Source organism: Chitinophaga sp. CF118, from assembly GCF_900112615.1.
Lineage (GTDB): Bacteria > Bacteroidota > Bacteroidia > Chitinophagales > Chitinophagaceae > Chitinophaga.
Window position 1 is genome coordinate 54,272 of sequence record NZ_FOMK01000011.1, and the last position, 20,867, is coordinate 75,138.

General features: G+C 42.8%; 14 protein-coding genes. 8 read left to right on the forward strand and 6 right to left on the reverse strand.

What is annotated here, in order from left to right; translation table 11 throughout:
• Window positions 1-12 precede the first annotated feature (12 nt).
• Window positions 13-2,277 (reverse strand): Tex family protein, encoded by a 2,265-nt coding sequence (locus tag BM176_RS27780; RefSeq protein WP_090107668.1) that lies wholly within the window; start codon window positions 2,275-2,277, stop codon window positions 13-15.
• Between the two features lie 153 nt (window positions 2,278-2,430).
• Here BM176_RS27780 and mazG point away from each other — a divergent pair, with 153 nt between their 5' ends.
• Together mazG and BM176_RS27790 are read left to right on the forward strand one after the other, a co-directional pair.
• Window positions 2,431-3,201: a nucleoside triphosphate pyrophosphohydrolase gene (gene mazG, locus BM176_RS27785; protein ID WP_090107669.1), complete on the forward strand. Its 771-nt coding sequence runs from the start codon at window positions 2,431-2,433 to the stop codon at window positions 3,199-3,201.
• 233 nt (window positions 3,202-3,434) lie between these two features.
• On the forward strand, window positions 3,435-7,205 hold the full coding sequence (locus tag BM176_RS27790; protein ID WP_090107670.1) for a sensor histidine kinase: 3,771 nt from the start codon (window positions 3,435-3,437) through the stop codon (window positions 7,203-7,205).
• 193 nt (window positions 7,206-7,398) lie between these two features.
• On the opposite strand, the gene plsX is transcribed toward BM176_RS27790, so the two are convergent.
• The 3 genes from plsX to BM176_RS27805 form a co-directional block, all read right to left on the reverse strand.
• On the reverse strand, window positions 7,399-8,340 hold the full coding sequence (plsX, locus tag BM176_RS27795) for a phosphate acyltransferase PlsX (RefSeq protein WP_090107671.1): 942 nt from the start codon (window positions 8,338-8,340) through the stop codon (window positions 7,399-7,401).
• A 45-nt stretch (window positions 8,341-8,385) separates the two neighbouring features.
• Window positions 8,386-8,580 carry a 50S ribosomal protein L32 gene (gene rpmF / locus BM176_RS27800; RefSeq protein ID WP_012793868.1) on the reverse strand — a complete coding sequence of 65 codons (195 nt, stop codon included), beginning with the start codon at window positions 8,578-8,580 and terminating at the stop codon, window positions 8,386-8,388.
• A gap of 106 nt (window positions 8,581-8,686) precedes the next feature.
• Window positions 8,687-9,223: a YceD family protein gene (locus BM176_RS27805; protein ID WP_090107672.1), complete on the reverse strand. Its 537-nt coding sequence runs from the start codon at window positions 9,221-9,223 to the stop codon at window positions 8,687-8,689.
• A gap of 136 nt (window positions 9,224-9,359) precedes the next feature.
• Between BM176_RS27805 and BM176_RS27810 the strand changes: the two genes are divergently transcribed.
• Window positions 9,360-11,396, forward strand: a complete 2,037-nt coding sequence (locus BM176_RS27810; RefSeq protein ID WP_090107673.1) for a PAS domain-containing hybrid sensor histidine kinase/response regulator — start codon at window positions 9,360-9,362, stop codon at window positions 11,394-11,396.
• Here BM176_RS27810 and BM176_RS27815 read toward each other — a convergent pair.
• A complete protein-coding gene (locus BM176_RS27815; RefSeq protein WP_255373599.1) occupies window positions 11,393-12,337 on the reverse strand; it encodes a fructosamine kinase family protein in 945 nt (314 codons plus the stop codon). The two genes, BM176_RS27810 and BM176_RS27815, sit on opposite strands and share 4 nt — an antisense overlap.
• Here BM176_RS27815 and BM176_RS27820 point away from each other — a divergent pair.
• On the forward strand, window positions 12,288-13,373 hold the full coding sequence (locus tag BM176_RS27820) for a DUF3810 domain-containing protein (protein WP_090107675.1): 1,086 nt from the start codon (window positions 12,288-12,290) through the stop codon (window positions 13,371-13,373). The genes BM176_RS27815 and BM176_RS27820 overlap by 50 nt on opposite strands.
• 11 nt (window positions 13,374-13,384) lie before the next feature.
• Entirely contained in the window at window positions 13,385-15,994 is a 2,610-nt protein-coding gene (locus tag BM176_RS27825) for an MGH1-like glycoside hydrolase domain-containing protein (RefSeq protein ID WP_090107676.1), read from the forward strand.
• A 45-nt stretch (window positions 15,995-16,039) separates the two neighbouring features.
• Here the strand turns inward: BM176_RS27825 and BM176_RS27830 are convergent, their stop codons facing one another.
• Window positions 16,040-16,987 carry an arginase gene (locus BM176_RS27830; RefSeq protein WP_090107677.1) on the reverse strand — a complete coding sequence of 316 codons (948 nt, stop codon included), beginning with the start codon at window positions 16,985-16,987 and terminating at the stop codon, window positions 16,040-16,042.
• Between the two features lie 300 nt (window positions 16,988-17,287).
• Between BM176_RS27830 and BM176_RS27835 the strand changes: the two genes are divergently transcribed.
• The 3 genes from BM176_RS27835 (at window position 17,288) to BM176_RS27845 (ending at window position 20,745) form a co-directional block, all read left to right on the forward strand.
• On the forward strand, window positions 17,288-18,427 hold the full coding sequence (locus BM176_RS27835; protein WP_090107799.1) for an acyl-CoA dehydrogenase: 1,140 nt from the start codon (window positions 17,288-17,290) through the stop codon (window positions 18,425-18,427).
• Between the two features lie 187 nt (window positions 18,428-18,614).
• A complete protein-coding gene (locus BM176_RS27840) occupies window positions 18,615-19,289 on the forward strand; it encodes a YggS family pyridoxal phosphate-dependent enzyme (protein WP_090107678.1) in 675 nt (224 codons plus the stop codon).
• A gap of 211 nt (window positions 19,290-19,500) precedes the next feature.
• Complete coding sequence (locus tag BM176_RS27845) at window positions 19,501-20,745, forward strand: peroxiredoxin family protein (RefSeq protein WP_090107679.1); 1,245 nt, start codon at window positions 19,501-19,503, stop codon at window positions 20,743-20,745.
• Window positions 20,746-20,867 lie beyond the last annotated feature (122 nt).

A 20,867-nucleotide genomic window follows, 5' to 3' on the forward strand; every position in this document is an offset into this window, starting at 1 on the left:
TTATAAGTAATTTTAATTAAACTTTTTCCTTAACTCATTCAGTTTCGCCTGGAAGTCATTCAGCGGAGCAGGAGCTGCCGGCTTGGAAGACGGCTTATTACCCTTGTTTTCTCTCCGTGCACCACCGCCGCCACCACTGTTAGCTGCTACCTCATTATCCTTCATGGAAAGAGAGATCCTTTTACGTGAAGCATCTACTTCCAGTACTGTTACAGTCACTTTCTGATTCAGCTTCACCGCTTCATTAGGATTGGTAATGAACTTATTACTCAGGTGGGAGATGTGTACAAGACCATCCTGTTTAACACCCACATCCACAAAAGCACCGAAATTGGTAATGTTGGTCACTACACCGGGCAATGTCATCCCTACTTTCAGGTCTTCCATTGTGCGGATCCCTTCTGCATATTCAAAGATTGCTATTTCATCGCGTGGGTCACGGCTGGGTTTATCCAGTTCTTTCAGAATGTCTTCCAGTGTAAGCAATCCCACTTCCTCACTCACATAATCTTTTGGATTGATCTTCTTACGGAGATCTTCTTTTGCCATCAGGTCCTGTATAGTACTTCCCTGTTTACTGGCCATAGATTCTATCAGGTTGTAACGCTCAGGATGCACTGCTGAATTATCCAGCGGATTATCGCCATTCTCAATACGAAGGAAGCCTGCGCACTGTTCAAAGGCCTTCTCACCCAGGCGGGTTACTTTTTTCAGCTGTGAACGGTTACTGAAAGCCCCATTCTCCTTGCGGTACTTTACGATATTTTCCGCCAGGGAAGGACCCAGACCAGATACATATGCCAGCAGGTGCTTGGATGCCGTGTTCAGGTTCACACCTACGTTATTCACACAACTTACCACCACTCTGTCCAGGCTCTGTTTCAGGTTAGATTGGTTCACATCATGCTGATACTGCCCCACACCAATTGCCTTCGGATCTATCTTCACCAGTTCTGCCAGTGGATCTATCAGCCTGCGACCGATAGAGATGGCTCCACGTACAGTTACGTCAAATTCAGGGAATTCTTCCCTTGCTACTTCAGAGGCAGAGTAAACGGAAGCGCCGCTTTCATTCACCATAAACACATTGATCTTCTTGCCAAAATCAATTTTCTTCACAAACTCTTCCGTTTCACGACCTGCTGTACCATTACCTACGGCAATGGCTTCGGTGTTATATTTTTGAGCCCATTTTCTCAACAGGGCTTCTGCATCATCTCTTTTATAATTCTTTTCCAGGGGATAAATAACATCGTTATCCAGCATATTTCCCTGATCATCAAGGGCTACCACTTTACAACCTGTTCTGTAACCCGGATCCACAGCAATTACTGCTTTTGGTCCCAGCGGAGCAGCCAGCAATAACTGACGCAGGTTTTCTGTAAATACCTCTATCGCTTCGGCATCTGCTCTTTCTTTGGCTACTGCCCTGAATTCATTTTCCAGTGATGGACGCAACAACCTTTTGTAAGCATCCGCAATTGCTTTGGTTACCTGCTCGCTACTGGCGTTATGGCCGGTAATGAACTGTTTGTGCATAATTTCAGTAGCATCTTCTTCCTCAGGATTGATAGTGCCATACAGGAAACCTTCTGCTTCTCCGCGTAAAATAGCCATTACACGGTGAGAAGGAATCGCATTCAGTTCTTCACTGAAGTCGAAGTAATCCTTATACTTATCACCTTCTGCTTCCTTGCCCTCGATCACTTTGGATGTCAGTTTGGAAGTATGGGTGAACAGTTTACGCATTTTATCGCGCAGCTCAGCATTTTCATTGATCCACTCTGCCATGATATCACGGGCACCTTTGAGAGCTTCCTCTGTAGAAGCTACCTGCTCATTAAGGTATTGCTCCGCAACACTTTGCGGTGCATTTTCCAGCTGTTCAAAGATCAGTTTGGCAAGTGGTTCCAGGCCTTTTTCAATAGCAACTGTAGCCCTGGTTTTACGTTTTTGTTTATATGGGAGGTATAAATCCTCCAGTTCTGTGAGCACCCAGGAACTTTCCAGCTTATCCAGCAGTTCCGGTGTCATTTTGTTCTGTTCTGTAATGGTTTTGATAATGTATGCGCGACGTTCATCCACCTCCTTGTAGCGTTTCTGAAGATCTTCAATACGCCCTATCTGTACCTCATCCAGGCTACCTGTCACTTCCTTACGGTAGCGGCTGATAAAGGGCACCGTAGACCCTTCTGCCAGCAAATTCATGGTGTTCTCCGCTTGTCGCGCTGCGATATTCAGCTCTGCTGAAATAAGCGCAATGTGTTTGGTATTCATGAATTAAAAATTAGTCGTTTAACGGTTCATCAAAACCGGCGGCAAATGTAACTAAATTGAACCTTACGTCCACAAAAAGAAATTAACATATTCGTATGTGGCCACACCGCTTTGACTCCCTGTTAAATGCTTCTTCTTGTTTATATTTGACAAATGGAAAATAATACGGCTTTTGAAAGATTGTTACATATTATGGATGATTTGAGGGAAAAGTGCCCCTGGGACAAAAAACAAACAATCCATACATTAAGACAACAAACAATAGAAGAATTATATGAACTGGTGGATGCCATTACTGATGAGGACTGGAAATCAATGAAAGAGGAGCTGGGCGACCTGCTTCTGCACATCGTTTTCTATTCAAAAATCGGTACTGAACAACAAAAGTTTACCATAGAAGATGTTATCAATGGTGTCTGCGAAAAACTGATTTTCCGGCATCCGCATATTTATGGGGATGTAAAAGTGGAAAATGATGAACAGGTAAAACAGAACTGGGAAAAGCTGAAGCTGAAAGAAGGAAAAACATCTGTTCTCAGTGGGGTACCTGTTGCCTTACCCGCCCTGGTAAAGGCAATGCGCCTGCAGGATAAAGCCAAACAGGTAGGCTTTGAATGGGATAACATTCAACAGGTATGGGAAAAAGTAAAAGAAGAAATGGAGGAATTGCAGGAAATGGTGGAAAGTGGCACGGAAAAGGATATAGAAGATGAATTCGGAGATGTGATGTTCTCCCTGATCAATTATTCCAGATTTCTGAAGGTAGATGCAGAAAATGCACTTGAACGCACCAATAAAAAATTCATCCGCCGTTTTCAATATATAGAAAAGATGGCGGGTGAGATGGGGAAATCTTTAGATGAAATGTCGTTGGTAGAAATGGATGAACTCTGGAATAAAGCTAAAAAAACAGAGAAACAATAATCCAGTATAGTACTGGCAAAGTGTGATTGTGATTGATCAATAAATATACCTTGTCTGCCGTGATGACCAGGTGAAGTATAATAATGATCTAATCTAAAATCATATTCTAAAGCTAAATCAGGGAGCTAAACAGGCAGACGCAGTATATTTATGATCAATCACAATTCATGACGATATAAAATCAATCGAAGTCAATTTTTCGGAAACCTTTTAATCAGCTCAATTCAGATCTATTGTTAGATATTAAAGAAATAAGACTGTTCATTCTCCGGCATGGCTACCTGTTGATTATTGCCGCCTGGCTATTTACTTTTTCTTTCCTTTTCAGTAATTACTGGTCATACTATTCCTCCCCGCAGGGAGTGAAGAGAAGCCTGGAAAAAAGTATCCGCCAGCGGGAACAGTCATTTATTGAACTGACAAAAGATACCGCATTACTGAATGACCTTTTTGCACGAAAGTATAACAACCATGAAGTTAAGCTGATGGACAATAAGGACTTCTACGTATTTGCATACGATAGCAGTTCTGCCGGCCGCTGGCTGGTGTATTGGAGTACTAATCTTGTGCAGCCTACCGAAGGACAGGCACCACTGATTCCCGGTACGAGTTTCGTGAAAATGAAAAATGGTTACTACGAAGTAATCTGTAAAAAACTGCGTACCCTGGAACCAGGGCATGACAGGTATTTTATTGGGGCTATCCCCGTTATGATGGAATATAGTATCAACAATAATTACCTGGTAGATCACTTTTATGATAAACCGGCCCTGGGCAACGAATATTCCATTCACATGCGGGCACCTGGAATCCCGGTACTAAACGGTAATAACCTAATACTCTTCTATCTGCACTACGACCGTACAATGGCTGAAGGCCCCCCAAACCTGCTTAGTGTTATTCTTCGCGTGTTGGGTTGTATCTGTGTGCTGATTTTTATCAACCTGTTTGCGGCAATGATCGCCAGGCAGAAAAATCCGCTTTACGGTTTCCTTTTCCTGTTTGTAGTGATCTTCATTTTCCGCATCCTCAGTTATCTGTATCCTTTTCCTTTTAACCTGCGTGAACTCAATATCTTTACACCACTCATTTATGCAAAAGATGAAATATTCCGGTCACTTGGAGACCTGCTGCTGAATGTACTCCTTACATTCTGGTTGCTGCTCTTTTTCCGGGAACATGTGAAAACGATCAAACCACCGGTAGTAAAGAACCTCTGGCAACAAAGACTGGTGATCATCCTTAGCAGTCTGGTGATGTATATTGTAGGCCAGTTCCTGTCAGAACTGATCAGGAGCCTTGTAATTGACTCCAAGATCTCTTTTGATGTAGCCAATCCTTTCAGTCTGAACGAATACAGCGTTATTGGAGCTATCATTCTGGGGTTCATCGCATTCAGTTTCTTGTTCTTTTCTCAGATCATCAACTACCTGCTCAATGAACTGACGAACTTCCGGCATCGTACAAAATATATGTTCCTGGTACTGGTTGGCGTTATCTGGCTATTATTCAGGATCCACAACCATGAAATTTATTACTCTGTGGTGATGGTGTTGTGGCTGATTTTTTATGTTGTGTTGCTTGATCTTTTATCCGTCCGTTTTGAGAATAGCCTTGCTACTGTCCCCTTCCTTTTCTGGCTGTTTCTTTTAACGATCACCACTTCTGCTGTATTGGTATATTATAACGACCAGAAAGAGCTGAGCCTCCGTGAAAGAATGGCGGAAGAACTCTCGAAGCAGAAGGATCCATACCTGGTAATGTTGCTGACGGATGTAACTAAACAGATGGAAGAGGATGAATTATTGCAGTTATTCTTTCAGCAGAATAATGCCAATAACATGCCTCAGTCGGTGTTGGTGAATGAGCTAAAACAAAAATATTTTAAAGGCTATCTCGGGCGCTTTAATGTTTCATTTTATACGTTTGATGAAAATGGAATGCCTATCTATGGGGGAGATACCAGTAGCTTCTCTAACCTGAGCCGTCGTATGCTGGTAGAGTCTGAACTTATCGGCAATGATCTCTATTACAATGAACGCGGCTTTAATGATTTCAGTTATATCGGAAGAAAAGACTTTTACCGGAACGGGATCAAGTCCGGTTACCTGGTATATGAGCTGACACCAGCGGTAGTAAACACACAACGTCTTTATCCGGAATTGCTGGTAGACGGGGAGATCTACGACCCTGAAAAGGAATCGTCTGTTCCTTACTCTTATGCTATTTATGATAAGGGACAACTGGTTATCAACAATAATGATTACGCATTCCAGGTAAAGCTATATGCCGCAGATCTGCCTAAAGAAGAAATAGCAGTCCACTCTAAAGGAGGGTTCTCTGAGCTGATTTATAAAGCATCCAGGGATAAGGTGGTGATCGTCGTAAAAGAGAACAGAAGTTTTGTTGAGTTCATCACACTGTTTGCTTACATGTTCTGTCTTTTCCTGCTGATCATTGTGATCTACCGCATGCTTGACCTGCTGGTAAAAGCGCGTATGCGTATCAGTAATCTGAAAACGCTGGTCAATATCAGCATCCGCAGAAAGGTACATGGTACCATCATCTTCATCGTAGTGTTCGCCTTTATCATACTGGGATTGACCACCATCCTGTTCTTTATAGACCGCTCTGAAAGAGAAAATAAAGAAAGGCTGAGTCATACTATCAATGAAGTATCTCACGACGTGGAAAAAGTCTTTTCCACCCAGCGTATGTTCGATGATCTGGAAGGTTTGTATGATCCTATCTTTCAGGCCAGCCTTTCATCCTCAATCAGTGAAATTGCTGACGACCGTGCATTGGATATTAACGTATACGACCGGGATGGCAATCTGCAGATTACCACACAACCACTGATCACCGAGAAAGGATTATTATCCAGGAAGATAAATCCGGATGCTTACCTGCATCTTTACCGCGAACAAAAAATCCAGTGGATTCAGAAAGAACAGATAGGCTCTATGCGTTACCTGTCAGGGTATGCACCGCTACGCAACAACGGGGAAATATTTGCCTATCTGAATGTTCCTTATTTTGCTACACAAACAGAATTGAACCAGCAGATCTCCAATTTCCTGGTGGCACTGATCAATTTTAATGCGTTCATTTTTTTGATAGCAGGATTGATTGCCTTACTGATTACGAACTCTATCACGAAGTCGTTTTCCCTGGTAACGGAAAAATTGCGACATGTGAGCCTGGGACAGCAGAATGATGAAATTGAATGGGCCAAGGATGATGAAATAGGTGCCCTGGTAAAAGAATATAATAAGATGGTGCACAAACTGGAAGTGAGTGCCGCCAGACTGGCTAAAAGCGAAAGAGAAGGTGCCTGGCGGGAAATGGCGCGTCAGGTAGCCCATGAGATCAAAAATCCGCTTACGCCTATGAAGCTGAGTATTCAATATCTGCAGCGGGCAATCAATAACGATGCTCCTAATGTGAAGGAACTCTCTCATAGTGTGGCACATACACTGGTAGAACAGATTGATCACCTGTCGAATATTGCATCAGACTTCTCTGCATTTTCCCGGATAGATGAAGCGAATAGTGAAGTACTCATGTTGAATGAAGTGTTGCATTCCCTGAAAGATCTGTATCAGAGTCACCAGAACTGCAATATTCACTTTAACCCACCTGGGCATGCCTTTTATGTATTTGCAGACAAAACACAAATGAACCGATTGTTTACCAACCTGTTGCAGAATGCCATCCAGGCAATTCCGGAAGAGAAGGCAGGGGAGGTGAATATCAGCATGAATGAGATAGAGCAAGGCTGGGTTGTGGTCAGTGTGTCAGATAATGGAGAAGGTATTCCCCCACAGATTCAATCTAAAATATTTGTACCCAATTTCACTACGAAGAACTCCGGTACCGGACTGGGACTCGCTATGTGTAAGAATATTGTGGAACAGGCGCACGGAGAGATCAGTTTCGAAACACAATTAACGGTAGGGACTACCTTTTACGTAAAACTTCCCCTGGTAAAGGAAAGGGATTAAACATCAAACTGTTACGATTGGGCCAGGCGGTTTTGCTGCCATCTTCTACCTGGGGGTGATTCTTTTCAGTTGACCCTAACGTCAATAAAAGCAATATTGTCTTCAATCGGAGCTACATAAGGGATAAAAACAAAAATACCGGTTAACTTTCGTCAACCGGTATCGAATACCTTTAGTTTAAATAGGATGTAAGTTATTTCACAAAGCTCTCACGGATTTTATCCACGAGTTTGGCTTCATGTACCTGCTGCGCCAGGGTAATCATGTTTTTGAAGGCTACTTTTCTAGCTATACCGTGACCAATGATCACTGGTTTATTTACTCCCAGTACAGGAGTACCGCCAAAGGTTTCATGATCGAACTTATGCATGTATTCGTCGTCAATATTGCGTCTTACCGCCATTTCATGGATCGACTCAGCCATTTTAAGTACCACGTTACCGGTAAATCCTTCACAAACAATCACATCTGCTTTGTTAGTGAAAATATCCCGTCCTTCCACATTTCCTATAAAGTTCAGTTGCGGATGTTCCTTCAGAAGTGGGTATGTTGCCTGTGCCAACAGGTTACCCTTTCCTTCCTCTTCCCCGATATTTAGCAAGCCTACAGTAGGATTGCTGTTTTTCAGGATGTATTTGGAATAAAGGGATCCAAGCACGGCAAATTGTACCAGGTTCTCAGGTTTGCAGTCCGCATTAATACCTACATCCAGCAACAGTCCGTAACCACTGCCATCTCTTGGAACAAGGGTGGAGATAGTTGGGCGCTGTACGCCATCAATAGCTTTAATGGAATAGAAGGTGCCTACCATCATTGCGCCGGTATTACCTGCGCTGATAAAAGCATCAATTTTGCCATTCTGCAAAAGATAGAAGCCAATACCAATCGAAGACTGTGGCTTTTCCTTCAGTGCTTTGGTAGGATGTTCATCCATCCCGATTACCTGGGATGAATGAACAACTGAATATTTTGATTGGTCTAACTGTGCTTCAGTTAATAAGGGAGCCAAAGCCACCTCATCACCAATCAACACCAGATGTACGTCTGTAGCACCAGATTCTAAAAATAATTTTACTCCTTTTACTGCTTCCGTAGGGGCGAAGTCGCCACCCATCATATCAAGCCCGATTCTCATGAACGATAGATTTGTCTGTTTGCGTCGGGGGTAAAAATAGTAAAATTATTTAGTGCTGCTTTGTTTTTCCAATACTACTTTTCCTCTGTAGTACAGTTTGTTCTCAACCCAGTGAGCGCGATGTCTCAGGTGCACTTCGCCGGTTGCGCTATCTGTGCTTAAAGTATCAGCGAAGGCCTTGTAATGCGTCCTTCTCTTTGCTGATCTTTGCTGAGAATGTCTGCGTTTCGGATTTGGCATTTTATTTAATTTTAATTGTCTGTGTTAATTTCAAATACTTAGGTCTGTTTTGCCCGCCATTTACGGCAATGTCAAGCTTCACGGAGCGCAAAATTAATTAATTCCATCAATTTTGACGGAACTTATCTAAATCTTTCCAGATTGGATTGTCTTTTTCCTCAGATTGCTGAGTCATATTGTCCAGCATCTCAAGTATTTTCGGGTCACAACCACTTTTTCCCTCACTGTCAACCGGATGGATGCGCTGCATGGGAATACTCAGGTTGATGAACTCATAAATCCATTCTGATACATTTAAATGGGATTCTGTCTTGGAGATGTACGCTACATCAGCATCTTCATCATCTATCATCTCTTCTGGATTGTCAACCATCTTTACTACCTGGTTGAAATCGTCCCACAATTGTAACTCAAATGGTTGCCCGCAACGATCACAATTTACAGTTGCCGTACCGCCGATCTCAAATTTAAGCAGGAAAAAGTTGTTATTCTTTTCTAATAACAGCTTTACCGTAGCATTACAATTCGTAAAATCCTGCGGACCATAGTTTTCAAAAAAACTATCCGTAATTTGGTACTGAAATGTATGCTCTCCGGGTTTTAGCCCCACAAAGGCAATCTCAAATTCACGGAGTGGTTTCATAAAAAAATCCTCACTTTTAGAGGGATGCAAAGGTAATTAAATATTTGCAATTGCAAAAATTTCCTAAATTTGTCGATTCTCGTATATATCATTAAATGTATTAGAATTGCCCATTTCCTATTTTGGTAACTGAATAATGGCAAAATCCCAGATCAAAAGTACGCAGAAACACCTCCTGGCTAACCATTCCACAGTTGGCGGGCATGCTATTTTCTCACTTCCCATCAGCACCTTCCTGCAAAATAGTAATGCCGGAATCCTCCTAACGGACTCACTGCACCGGTTTATATGGTGTAATCAGGTATTTTTGCGTGATGCCGGTATAGATGCGTCTGCCATTATAGGCAAACCATTCACCGAAGTAATGATACACATGGGACAGCTCATGCGCCACCCGGAAGAGTTTGTAGCCAAAATGGAAGACATCCGCCGTAAAAAAAAGCCCTTCCAGGGACTTGAACTGACCCTTACAGATAATCGCATATATGAAATAAGTTATATACCCCTGCTGGAAAAACGCCGCTTTAACGGCAGTATCTGGCAGATAGTAGACATTTCCAGGCAGAAAATGATGAAATCCTACCTGGAAAAGGCCCGGCACCAGGCTGAAGAGGCCCGCTGGGCACAAAAGGAATTCCTGGCCAGCATGAGCCACGAAATCCGTACACCCCTCAATGTCATTATAGGAATGACACACCTGCTGGGGGAAACCGACCTGCGGGGCGAGCAACAGGATTATATCAATATCCTTAAACACTCTTCCGGCATCCTGTTAGGCCTCATCTCAGATATTCTGGATATCTCCAGAATCGAAGCAGGGGAACTACAGGTGAACCAACGTGAATTCAACCTGGCAGAACTGGTACAGTTGCTCAGACATACCTTTGAACTGAAAATGGGACAGCGCCCGGTAGAAATCTCTGCTGAAATAGATGATGAGCTGCAATCCCTCCTGGTAGGCGATGATATGTTACTGAACCAAATTCTGATGAATTTGTTAAGTAATGCAGAGAAATTCACCAGAGAAGGGGAAATAACAATTAAAGTTACTGTCGAAAGCTGGCAGGAAGATAAACTCTGGATCCAGTTCCGGGTATGCGATACAGGGATAGGAATTCGGAAAGACAGACTGGAATTGATCTTCCGCAACTATAAACAGGCGGAACAGGAAATAAGAGAAAAATATGGAGGAACCGGACTTGGACTGGCCATATCCAAACAACTGGTTGAATTACAAGGAGGAACAATTCAGGTAATAGACGTGCCGGGATTCAGCACCTGCTTTTCATTTAACCTGCCTTTTATTAAAACACGTAAATCCGCTTCAACAATGGTAGGAGCCGGTAGTCAGAGTAAAAGAGCAAATTTCTCGGGTGCAAGGGTACTGGTTATAGAAGACAATCCCATGAACCTGAGGTACATTATCAGCCTGCTGGAAAAATACAATGTTAATCACCAACTGGCAACCAATGGACCTGACGCGCTTTATTTTCTCGATTCAAGACAATACGACCTGGTATTGCTGGATATCCGGATTCCCGGCCTGAATGGCCTGGAACTTGCGGTAAAGATTCGCGAAGATGAGGACAAACCAAATGTAGCAACCCCTTTGGTAGCCACTACCGCGCTGGCAATGGAAAGCACATTCACGCAGGCCCGTCAGGCCGGTATCACAGACATCCTGACAAAACCTTATACACCTGATCAGTTATTACAGGTGCTGAATAAGTATCTGAATGATGATGAAACAGAAATAATAATGGAAGAAACAACGAATACCTTCGGGTTCGAATTTCATGAGGAACTGGATGTAAAGTACCTGAATACTTTATACGAGAATAATATCTCATACGCAGCTGATCTGTTTGAAATCTTTCTGAAAACAGTGAATGAAGAAATGGTGAAGATCCAGAAGCTCGTTGTAGACAGAGATTGGGAACAATTGAAGTTCCAGGTGCATAAACTGAAACCCAACTTTGCAATGGTAGGGCTTACCTGGATCAGCAATAATATGCAACAACTGGAAAATACACTGAATGCCAATACGATACCTGCTCCTGAAGGGGTGGATGCACTCTTTTCCGGCATATCACGGGACCTTGAAAAGTTTTACCCCATTATAGCAAAAGAATATGAACGAATGAAAGAACTGGAAACCCGCAACCTCAATTAAAAAGCATTCAGAATCTCCTTCACATTATTATAATAGTTTCCACCAAACAATAGCAGATGTGCCAGCAATGGATACAACTGGCATACACTGATACGTTGCTGCCATTCCGGCGCCAGAGGAAACATAGCCTGGTAAGTATAATAGAACCGGGTATCAAAGCCTCCGAATAACCGGGCCATAGCCAGATCCATTTCACGGTGCCCGTAATACACTGCCGGATCAAATATGCAGGCTTTGCCATCCTTGCCTACCATAAAATTACCTGACCACAAATCTCCATGCAGTAAAGCCGGTGGCTCTTCCGGGAAAATATTGGGCAAATGCCGCCACAGCTTCTCCATTTTCGCCACCATGTCCTTGTCTATCAGATGTTTGTCATATGCGGCCTTTGTTAACGGCTGTAAACGGTTAAAGGCATAGAATACGGACCAGCTGTTATAAAGCGTGTTATATTGCTTTAGGGTACCTATATAATTCGTTTCAGAAAAACCAAAGTGCGGCTGCGTATTCCGGTGCATCCGGGAAAGACCTGCACCAAAATTCTCCCAAAAGTCGGGATTAGCACCACCTTTTTCCATAAATTCAGTAAGCAGAAAAGCCTTTTCACCTACGGTGCCATGATACAGGGGCGTGGGAACATTCAGGGTGTTCGATTCACGTAATGCAGACAATCCGTTAAACTCCCGGGTAAACATTTCAGGATAACACTTTGCATTGTTCAGCTTCAGAAAAAATAACCCTTCCCCCGTAGAAAGCTTATAAGTTTCGTTAATATCACCTCCAGGCATTTTTTCTGCGTAATTAATATGTATTTTCATGCCCGACTGATAGGTAATTGCTGTTGCAAGTTCGCCCAGTAAAATCTCATCTGTCATCTTCTCGCGGATTAGTATGGAAACAAAAGCAAAAATCAGGAATACAGGAGTACGTATATTGATCACCGTATTGTGTATACTGTTGTTTAAAGTACTCTTTGAGGTGAGTCAGCAATTCGCTGATTTCTATTTTCATAGGTTTTATGTTTCAATAAGTATATGCTTCCGAACGATACTGGGAAAAATACCTTTTAGCATTGGTGACGTAATTTATGTCGCCTGGATTATAACTGCTGGTATTTTTTTGTTAAAACTATGTTATAATATCTTTAAAACGAAATGGTATAAAGTTGTATTTCTTCTTTTAAAAGGAATTCTTGCCATTCTGGGCCTTTATCTCGCTTTTCTGATCCTGTGGGGATATAACTACAGCCGCCAATCTCTGGAAACAGATATGAAATTGGAGGTAACTGATTATAACACAGACCAGTTATACCGGCTCACAGATACTTTGTTACAACGGGTGAACAACCACAAAATAGCCCTGGGCGATTCCCTGACAGTTACTCATCCGGGCCCGGACAGTGCACAATTGTTCCAGCAGGCCGTTGCTGCTTATCAACTGGCGGCCGCTAAATGGCCCAGTGTAACGTATAAGTACCCCTGTATCAAACCTTCGTTGTATGGCAAATGGCTGAACTATATGAACGTGGGAGGGTATCTGAATCCTTTCACCGCTGAAGCCCAGGTAAATATTACTACCCCGGGTTTCCTGCATCCGTTTACTATTTGTCATGAAGTGGCGCACCAGGTGGGATACGCCCCGGAAGAAGAAGCTAATTTCGTAGGCTACCTGGTGGCGAATAATTTCCCCAACGAACATTTCCGCTATGCAGCTAACTTTGAGATGTTTATGTACAGCATCCGCCAGCTGGGCAGGGAAGATACAACCCTGGCCGGCCAGTTATGGCGGAGAACGGTACCCGGAGTAAAAGCGGATCTCCGTTACCTGAGGGCCTTCAACGACCAGTATCGCGGTCGGGTGGATGACTATACCGCTATAATCTATGATCAGTACCTTAAGGCGAATAAACAGGAAAAAGGGATCCGCAGCTACAGCGAAGTGGTGGGCTGGCTGATTGCTTATTTCAGAATCAAATAAAATACAGGGATATGAATGCAGAGCAAGAACGTTTAGGACAAACAGGCTGGAAAAATTGGGGTTCTTATGTGAGTGACAGGCAATGGGGAACCGTTCGGGAAGATTATAGTGCCAATGGTGCTTCATGGGATTTTACCACTCATGATATGGCCCGTAGCAAAACATGGCGCTGGGGGGAAGAAGGTATTGCGGGTATATGTGATGAAAAACAGACACTCTGCTTTTCAATAGCACTCTGGAATAAAAGAGATCCCATCTTAAAAGAACGTTTCTTTGGTCTTACCAACCAGCAAGGAAATCACGGGGAAGATGTAAAGGAGTTATATTATTATCTCGACGCTACCCCTACACATTCCTACATGAAAATGCTGTACAAATATCTGCAGCACGAATATCCTTATCAATGGCTGATTGATGAAAATGCCCGGAGAGGTAAAGACCAGGAAGAATTTGAATTACTGGATACAGGGTTATTCAATGAGAATAAATATTTCGATGTCTTTGTAGAATATGCGAAAGCAGATACAGATGATATCCTCATAAAAATAACAATCCATAACAGGGCGGATGAAAATGCCAGTCTGCATGTATTGCCTACAATATGGTTCAGGAATACATGGGTATGGGGCCGGCACGATTATAAACCAGGCATGTCGCAGGTGAATGATAATACCATCCGGTTGCAGCATGAAAAACTCGCAGTACAGTACCTGTACCAGCAGGGAAAAGGGAGAATTTTGTTCTGTGATAATGAAACAAATAATACCCGTCTCTACAACTTCACTAATAACACCGCTTATCCAAAGGATGGGATTAACGACTATATCATCCATGCCTGCAATACGATAAACCCTGAGAAGACTGGAACCAAGGCCGCGATTGATTATGAGATCAATGTTCCGGCACACGGTTCCCATACAATCACCTTACGTCTGACCGACAAAGAACAGCAAAACCCGTTCGAAAACTTCGATAGTATTTTCCAGTCACGTATAAATGAAGCCAATGCTTTTTACAACGAACTACATGGCAATATTCAAAGTGAAGATGAGAAATTAATACAACGGCAGGCCCTTTCCGGTATGCTGTGGAACAAACAGTTTTACAGCTATAAAGTAGAACAGTGGCTGGAAGGAGATCCGGCAATGCCCATGCCACCACAGGAAAGATGGAATGGACGTAACCGTAACTGGCGACAGCTCAATAATGAAGATATCATCTGCGTACCTGATAAATGGGAATTTCCATGGTATGCCGCATGGGATCTGGCGTTTCACTGTGTTTCACTGGCAATGGTAGATCCTGACTATGCCAAACAGCAACTGCTGTTACTTACAGAAGAATGGTACATGAATCCTGCCGGAGAATTTCCTGCTTATGAATGGGCTTTGGGAGATGTAAATCCCCCTGTACATGCAGGGGCCGTATACCGTGTTTTTAGAATGGATGCCAACATTAAAGGAAAAAAAGATTACTATTTCCTGGAGGCACTTTTTCATAAGCTGGTAATCAACTTCACATGGTGGGTGAACAGGAAGGATAGCAGCGGGAGTAATATCTTTGAAGGGGGCTTCTTAGGGTTGGATAACATCGGAGCATTTGACCGGAGTTTACCACTGCCGGCGGGCATGAGAGAGGAGCAGGCAGATGCTACCAGCTGGATGGCTGTGTATGCGTTGAATATGTTGCACATTGCCCTTGAACTGGCTACTTTCAATAAAGTATACACCAGCATGGCCACCAAATTCTTCGAGCATTTCATGTATATAGCAGGTGCGATGGCCAGTATGGGGGAAGGAAACAGCGGACTATGGGATGAAGAAGACGAATTCTTTTACGACCAGATACGGAAGCCCGACAACCGCATTGTAAAACTGAAATTTAAAAGCATGGTAGGACTGATCCCTCTTTTTGCAGTAGAGGTGATCAACAAGCAAACACTGGAAGAAAACCCGGAGTTCGCAAAACGGATGTCATGGTTTTTAAGACACAGACCCGATCTGGCTATGCTGGTATCCCGCTGGTTTGAAGAAGGGAAGGAGAATAAACATTTACTGAGCCTCCTTCGCGGACACCGTATGAAAAGACTGTTAAGCCGTATGCTGGACGAAACAGAATTCTTAAGTGAATATGGAATAAGGTCCCTATCCAGAAAATATGAGGCTCATCCATACTCTATTAATGAAAATGGAATGGAACTGGTTGTTAAATATGCACCAGGAGAAAGTGATAGCTTTACTTATGGGGGCAACTCCAACTGGCGCGGGCCTGTATGGCTGCAAATGAACTTCCTTCTTATTGAAAGCCTGCGTAAGTTCCATTATTTTTATACAGACGATTTCAGAATAGAATATCCAACTGCCTCCGGCAATTATCTATCGCTGAAGGAAGTGGGCACTGAACTGGCAAATCGCTTGCTGAAAATCTTCCTTAAAGATGAGCATGGGAAAAGAGCAGTATTTGGTAACAATGAAAAATATAATACCGATCCGCATTTTGCTGACCTGATCTTATTCCATGAATATTTTCATGCTGATACCGGCAAAGGAATAGGCGCATCACATCAAACCGGCTGGACAGGACTTATTGCAAATCTGATTAAGATGAAAAATAATCCCTGATCAATTCCTGGTTAATCTCTGGTCAATCCCTGGGTTAATCTCTGATCAGTTCAGTAGCAGTACGTTTACGCTTCGTTGTAATATATTGAAGGCTATTTCCGCCATAAGGTTCTCTTTATCCAATGTTGGATTCACTTCCGTGATTTCAAAGCAGCATATTTTACGGTGCTGCATAAATTTGGAGATGAGATCTTCCACTTCTCTTTCCCGTAATCCATTGGTAACAGGCGTGCCTGTCCCTTTGGAGATGGAAGCATCCAGGCTGTCCACATCAAAAGAAACATAGATATATTCGCAATCACTCAGGTAACGGAATACAGAGCGGGCTACCTGCTCTGGCCCTTTACGGCGTACCTCACTGGTTGTGATTACCTTCATTCCGTATTTTTTTATCAGGTGCTCCTCTTCCTTTTCATAGTCCCGTAAGGAAATGAATACAATATCTTCCGGCAGGATCTTGGGAGCAATCCCTCCAATATTCTTCAATGCTTCCCAGGCTTTCAGGGTTTGATCATCTACATCATGAACCTTACAATCCAGGTTGTCTTCTGCTATGGAAACTGCTACAGGCATGCCATGCATGTTGCCGGAGGGGGTTGTAAAAGGGGTATGGAGGTCAGCATGTGCATCTATCCAGATAGCACCTATTTTCCCCTGAGGCCTGGCCATCTTTAAGCCAGCAATAGTGGCACCTGCGGTGCTATGATCTCCGGAAAGGATTACCGGGAACAGATTAGCTTTGATTGTTTCAGATACACTTTTACTAATTCTTTCGTATAAAGTAAGTGTACCTTTAATTCTTTTGGCATAAGGGGATTCAATCGGCTCAAACAGTAGTTTATTCTCTGTTTCTATTGTTTCTGTAGGGAAATGCACAAAAAAGTTGCTCATAAAATCAAGCGCCGCAATTTTGATAGCCTCTACTCCCAGGCTGGCACCACGTGTACCTGCCCCAATCTCCGATTTTACCTCAATGATCTTGATGTTCTTCATAAAAGGGTGTTCTTCCTGAATAAGCAATCTACAGGATTTTAACAGAACGCCCTGGTTGCCTTAATGTTAAGGCGTATAGTCACTTAGCATAAACGCTAAAGCAATTGCAATAAGGAAGGTGTATCTTCAAATAATCTTTAATATTTCAGTAAGAATGATGGATAACATGCAATTTTATACAACGTATTTTTTTAGTAGTTGCTGAAATGCTAATTTAAGGGGATTAAAAGATCTGATTTCAGATAAATGAGACCTTGCCACGTCATGAGGCTCATGTTTAATAGCACCAAAAAACAATTTATGGACTTTCAACTCACAGAAGAACACCTCATGATCCAGAAAGCGGCCAGGGATTTTGCCGTAACTGAATTATTACCCGGCGTGATTGAGCGCGATGAAAAACAACAATATCCGGCAGAACAGATCAAAAAACTCGGACAATTAGGATTTCTGGGGATGATGGTCGATCCGAAATATGGAGGTGCCGGCCTCGATACAATCTCCTATGTATTGGCGATGGAAGAGATCTCCAAGATAGATGCTTCTACTTCCGTATGTATGAGCGTGAATAATTCACTGGTTTGCTGGGGACTGGAAACCTTTGGCTCGGAAGAGCAAAAGCAGCAGTACCTGGTACCACTGGCAAAAGGAGAGATCACCGGTGCATTCCTGCTTAGTGAGCCAGAAGCCGGTTCTGATGCTACTTCCCAGCGCACCCAGGCTGAAGATAAAGGAGACTATTACCTGCTGAATGGTACCAAAAACTGGATCACAAACGGTAACAGTGCCAGCGTATACATCGTGATTGCACAAACCTACCCTGAAAAAGGTAGTAAAGGCATTAATGCCCTGATAATAGAAAAGAATACTCCCGGTATCACCATAGGCGCTAAAGAGAATAAATTGGGTATCCGTGGAAGTGATACACATAGTGTCATGTTCCAGGATGTGAAAGTGCCTAAAGCAAACAGAATAGGAGAAGATGGCTTCGGATTTAAATTCGCCATGAAAACATTAGGTGGTGGCCGTATCGGCATAGCTTCGCAGGCATTGGGCATTGCCAGTGGTGCTTATGAACTGGCACTCAAATACGCCAAACAGCGTAAAGCATTCGGCAAAGAAATCAGCCAGCACCAGGCCATCCAGTTTAAACTGGCAGATATGGCTACCCGTATAGAAGCTTCCAGGTTATTATGCTTTAAAGCGGCTATGGACAAAGATCAGCACAAAGATTATACTCTCAGCGGATCTATGGCTAAAGTATTTTCATCCGAAACAGCTATGTGGGTAACCACAGAAGCGGTACAGGTGCATGGTGGTTACGGTTATGTAAAAGAATATCATGTAGAACGCCTGATGCGCGATGCCAAGATCACCCAGATCTATGAAGGAACCAGCGAAGTGCAGCGAATAGTGATCAGCAGATCGATTTTATCCTAATTGAAAGCCATACTTTACGCGGTTTTCAATTAAACAAATAATATTTATAACTCAGGCTGTATCATAAGTGAGATACAGCCTGTTTTTATTCAGTTCACTGATGAAGACAATGCACTGTTAAAGTGATCCGGAAGCGCTTTATTTATTAGTAATCCGCTTCAATTAGGTTTTTCTTATTTTTGCCCCTATGTCAGTCAATTTATCTGCTTATAATAAGATCAAAGATCAGCTTAAACCTTATGGGGCAAAACTGGTAGCTGTTTCCAAAATAAAGCCTGCGGCAGATATCCAGGCATTGTATAATGCCGGGCAACGCATTTTCGGTGAAAACTATGTACAGGAATTACAGGAAAAGCAGGCATTATTACCTGCGGATATCCAATGGCATTTTATTGGTCACCTGCAAAGCAATAAAGTAAAATACATTGCACCTTTTGTTACAATGATCCATGCAGTAGACAGTATGAAGCTGCTGGAAGAGATCAACAAACAAGCGGCCCGTCATGACCGTATCATTGAATGTCTTTTACAGGTACATATTGCAGAAGAAGAAACCAAATTCGGGCTGAGTGAAAAGGAATTGGAGCAACTGCTGGAACAATGGAGAGATCAACAGAATAATCTCACTAATATTCGTATTGCCGGATTAATGGGCATGGCTACCAATACAGAAGACCTGCAACAGATAAGAAAAGAATTCCATCACTTAAAGACGTTACATCAGAGCCTGAAAGCCTGCTTCTTCGCCAGCCAGGATACTTTTAATGAATTGTCTGTAGGAATGAGTGGTGACTATACCATTGCGCTGGAAGAGGGGAGTACGATGGTCAGGATTGGTAGTATGCTCTTTGGAGCCCGCTAATTTTTGCTATAAACTCGCTTGTTTGTTATTATTAGCCCCAGATCCGTTGCTATAATTGTCAGTTTGTTCGCTTGTTGTAAACCAGCTAATTCGTTCCTTATTCATTTTAGTAGCTTGTTCGTTCCTTATAAGCCTGAGAATCATAAAACCCGTTTTGTCTTCTTTTCTAAAAAGTATTTATTATCTTTACCCTACTGATTTACTAGGTTATATGATAAATAGAATATTACTTTTGCTGATAGCCTTTCCTGTATTCGCTTTCAGCACACAATTGGAAAAGTGGGATTTACAAAAAGGTACATGGCAGGCCCGCCTGCATCGCAAAGATGGGGCAGATATTGTCTTTAATTTTGAAGTGAAAGACAGTGCCGGCAAAAAGATCATGTATGTATTAAATGCAGAGGACCGTCTGTTGGTTGATGATGTAAAAGTGCAGGCAGATTCCATCTTCATAAAAATGCCTTTCTTCGATTCTGAATTTAAGGCTGCTTTCAGACCAAATGGTGAGATAGGTGGCGTGTGGATCCGCCATCTGGCAGATAACGATGTGAGTATTCCTTTTACGGCTGTATATAATGTAAAAGAACGCTTTAAACAGTATCAACCAGCAAAAAGCAATGTAACCGGGCGCTGGGCTACAAAATTTGCCTCGCCGGGCAGGGATTCCTCCTTTGCAGTAGGTGAATTCAGGCAACAGGGCAATAAGGTACATGGTACCTTCCTCACTTCTACCGGTGATTACCGTTTTCTGGAAGGGATTGTAGATGGTGATACGCTAAAGCTCTCTACATTTGATGGCTCCCATGCCTATTACTTCACTGCTCTCGTAAATAGCAACGGTACCCTGGAAAATGGGGTATTCTATGCCGGGATAGGTGATGGTAAAGAAGGATGGACTGCCATCCACGATGAAAATGCTGCGTTGCCCGATGAAAGAACACTGGCGACAGTAAAACCGGGTAATAACCGCCTCAATTTTTCCTTTCCGGATCTCTCAGGAAAGAAAGTAAGCATCCAGGATAAGCGTTTTGAAAATAAAGTGGTGATCATTACCCTGATGGGGTCATGGTGCCCCAACTGTATGGATGAAACAGGCTTCCTGGTAGACTGGTATAAACAACATAAGGATAGGGGAGTAGAAGTGATCGGACTGTCCTACGAGCGTACAACCGACTTTGAAAAGTCGAAAAAAAGCCTGGAAGGATTTCTGAAACGATTCAGTGTACCCTACCCCGTACTGATTACAGGAGTAACACCAAATGACCCGCAGAAGGCTGAAAAAAGTCTGCCTCAGTTAACAGGAATCAAAGGTTTCCCGACAACTATCTTCATCGATAAAAAAGGGAATGTGCGCGAAGTACATACCGGTTTCTCCGGACCTGGTACAGGAACGCATTACGAAGACTTTAAAAAGGAATTCAATACACTGGTAGATGAACTGCTTGCAGAGAATTAGAAATAAAACTTACATGCATAGCTTTCAAAAATGAGCATGAAAGTCTTTAAATCCAGGCAGAAAACAGAATGATAAAATTTTCTGAAATAGTCTTTCCGGAATAAAAAGAGGCGGTAAAATTT

Coding starts and splice junctions, on each gene's coding strand:
- BM176_RS27780 (WP_090107668.1), bottom strand. CDS start 2,277: ATGAATACCAAACACATTGCGCTTATTTCAGCAGAGCTGAATATCGCA.
- mazG (WP_090107669.1), top strand. CDS start 2,431: ATGGAAAATAATACGGCTTTTGAAAGATTGTTACATATTATGGATGAT.
- plsX (WP_090107671.1), bottom strand. CDS start 8,340: ATGAGAATCGGGCTTGATATGATGGGTGGCGACTTCGCCCCTACGGAA.
- rpmF (WP_012793868.1), bottom strand. CDS start 8,580: ATGCCAAATCCGAAACGCAGACATTCTCAGCAAAGATCAGCAAAGAGA.
- BM176_RS27805 (WP_090107672.1), bottom strand. CDS start 9,223: ATGAAACCACTCCGTGAATTTGAGATTGCCTTTGTGGGGCTAAAACCC.
- BM176_RS27810 (WP_090107673.1), top strand. CDS start 9,360: ATGGCAAAATCCCAGATCAAAAGTACGCAGAAACACCTCCTGGCTAAC.
- BM176_RS27820 (WP_090107675.1), top strand. CDS start 12,288: ATGGAAACAAAAGCAAAAATCAGGAATACAGGAGTACGTATATTGATC.
- BM176_RS27825 (WP_090107676.1), top strand. CDS start 13,385: ATGAATGCAGAGCAAGAACGTTTAGGACAAACAGGCTGGAAAAATTGG.
- BM176_RS27830 (WP_090107677.1), bottom strand. CDS start 16,987: ATGAAGAACATCAAGATCATTGAGGTAAAATCGGAGATTGGGGCAGGT.
- BM176_RS27835 (WP_090107799.1), top strand. CDS start 17,288: ATGGACTTTCAACTCACAGAAGAACACCTCATGATCCAGAAAGCGGCC.
- BM176_RS27840 (WP_090107678.1), top strand. CDS start 18,615: ATGTCAGTCAATTTATCTGCTTATAATAAGATCAAAGATCAGCTTAAA.
- BM176_RS27845 (WP_090107679.1), top strand. CDS start 19,501: ATGATAAATAGAATATTACTTTTGCTGATAGCCTTTCCTGTATTCGCT.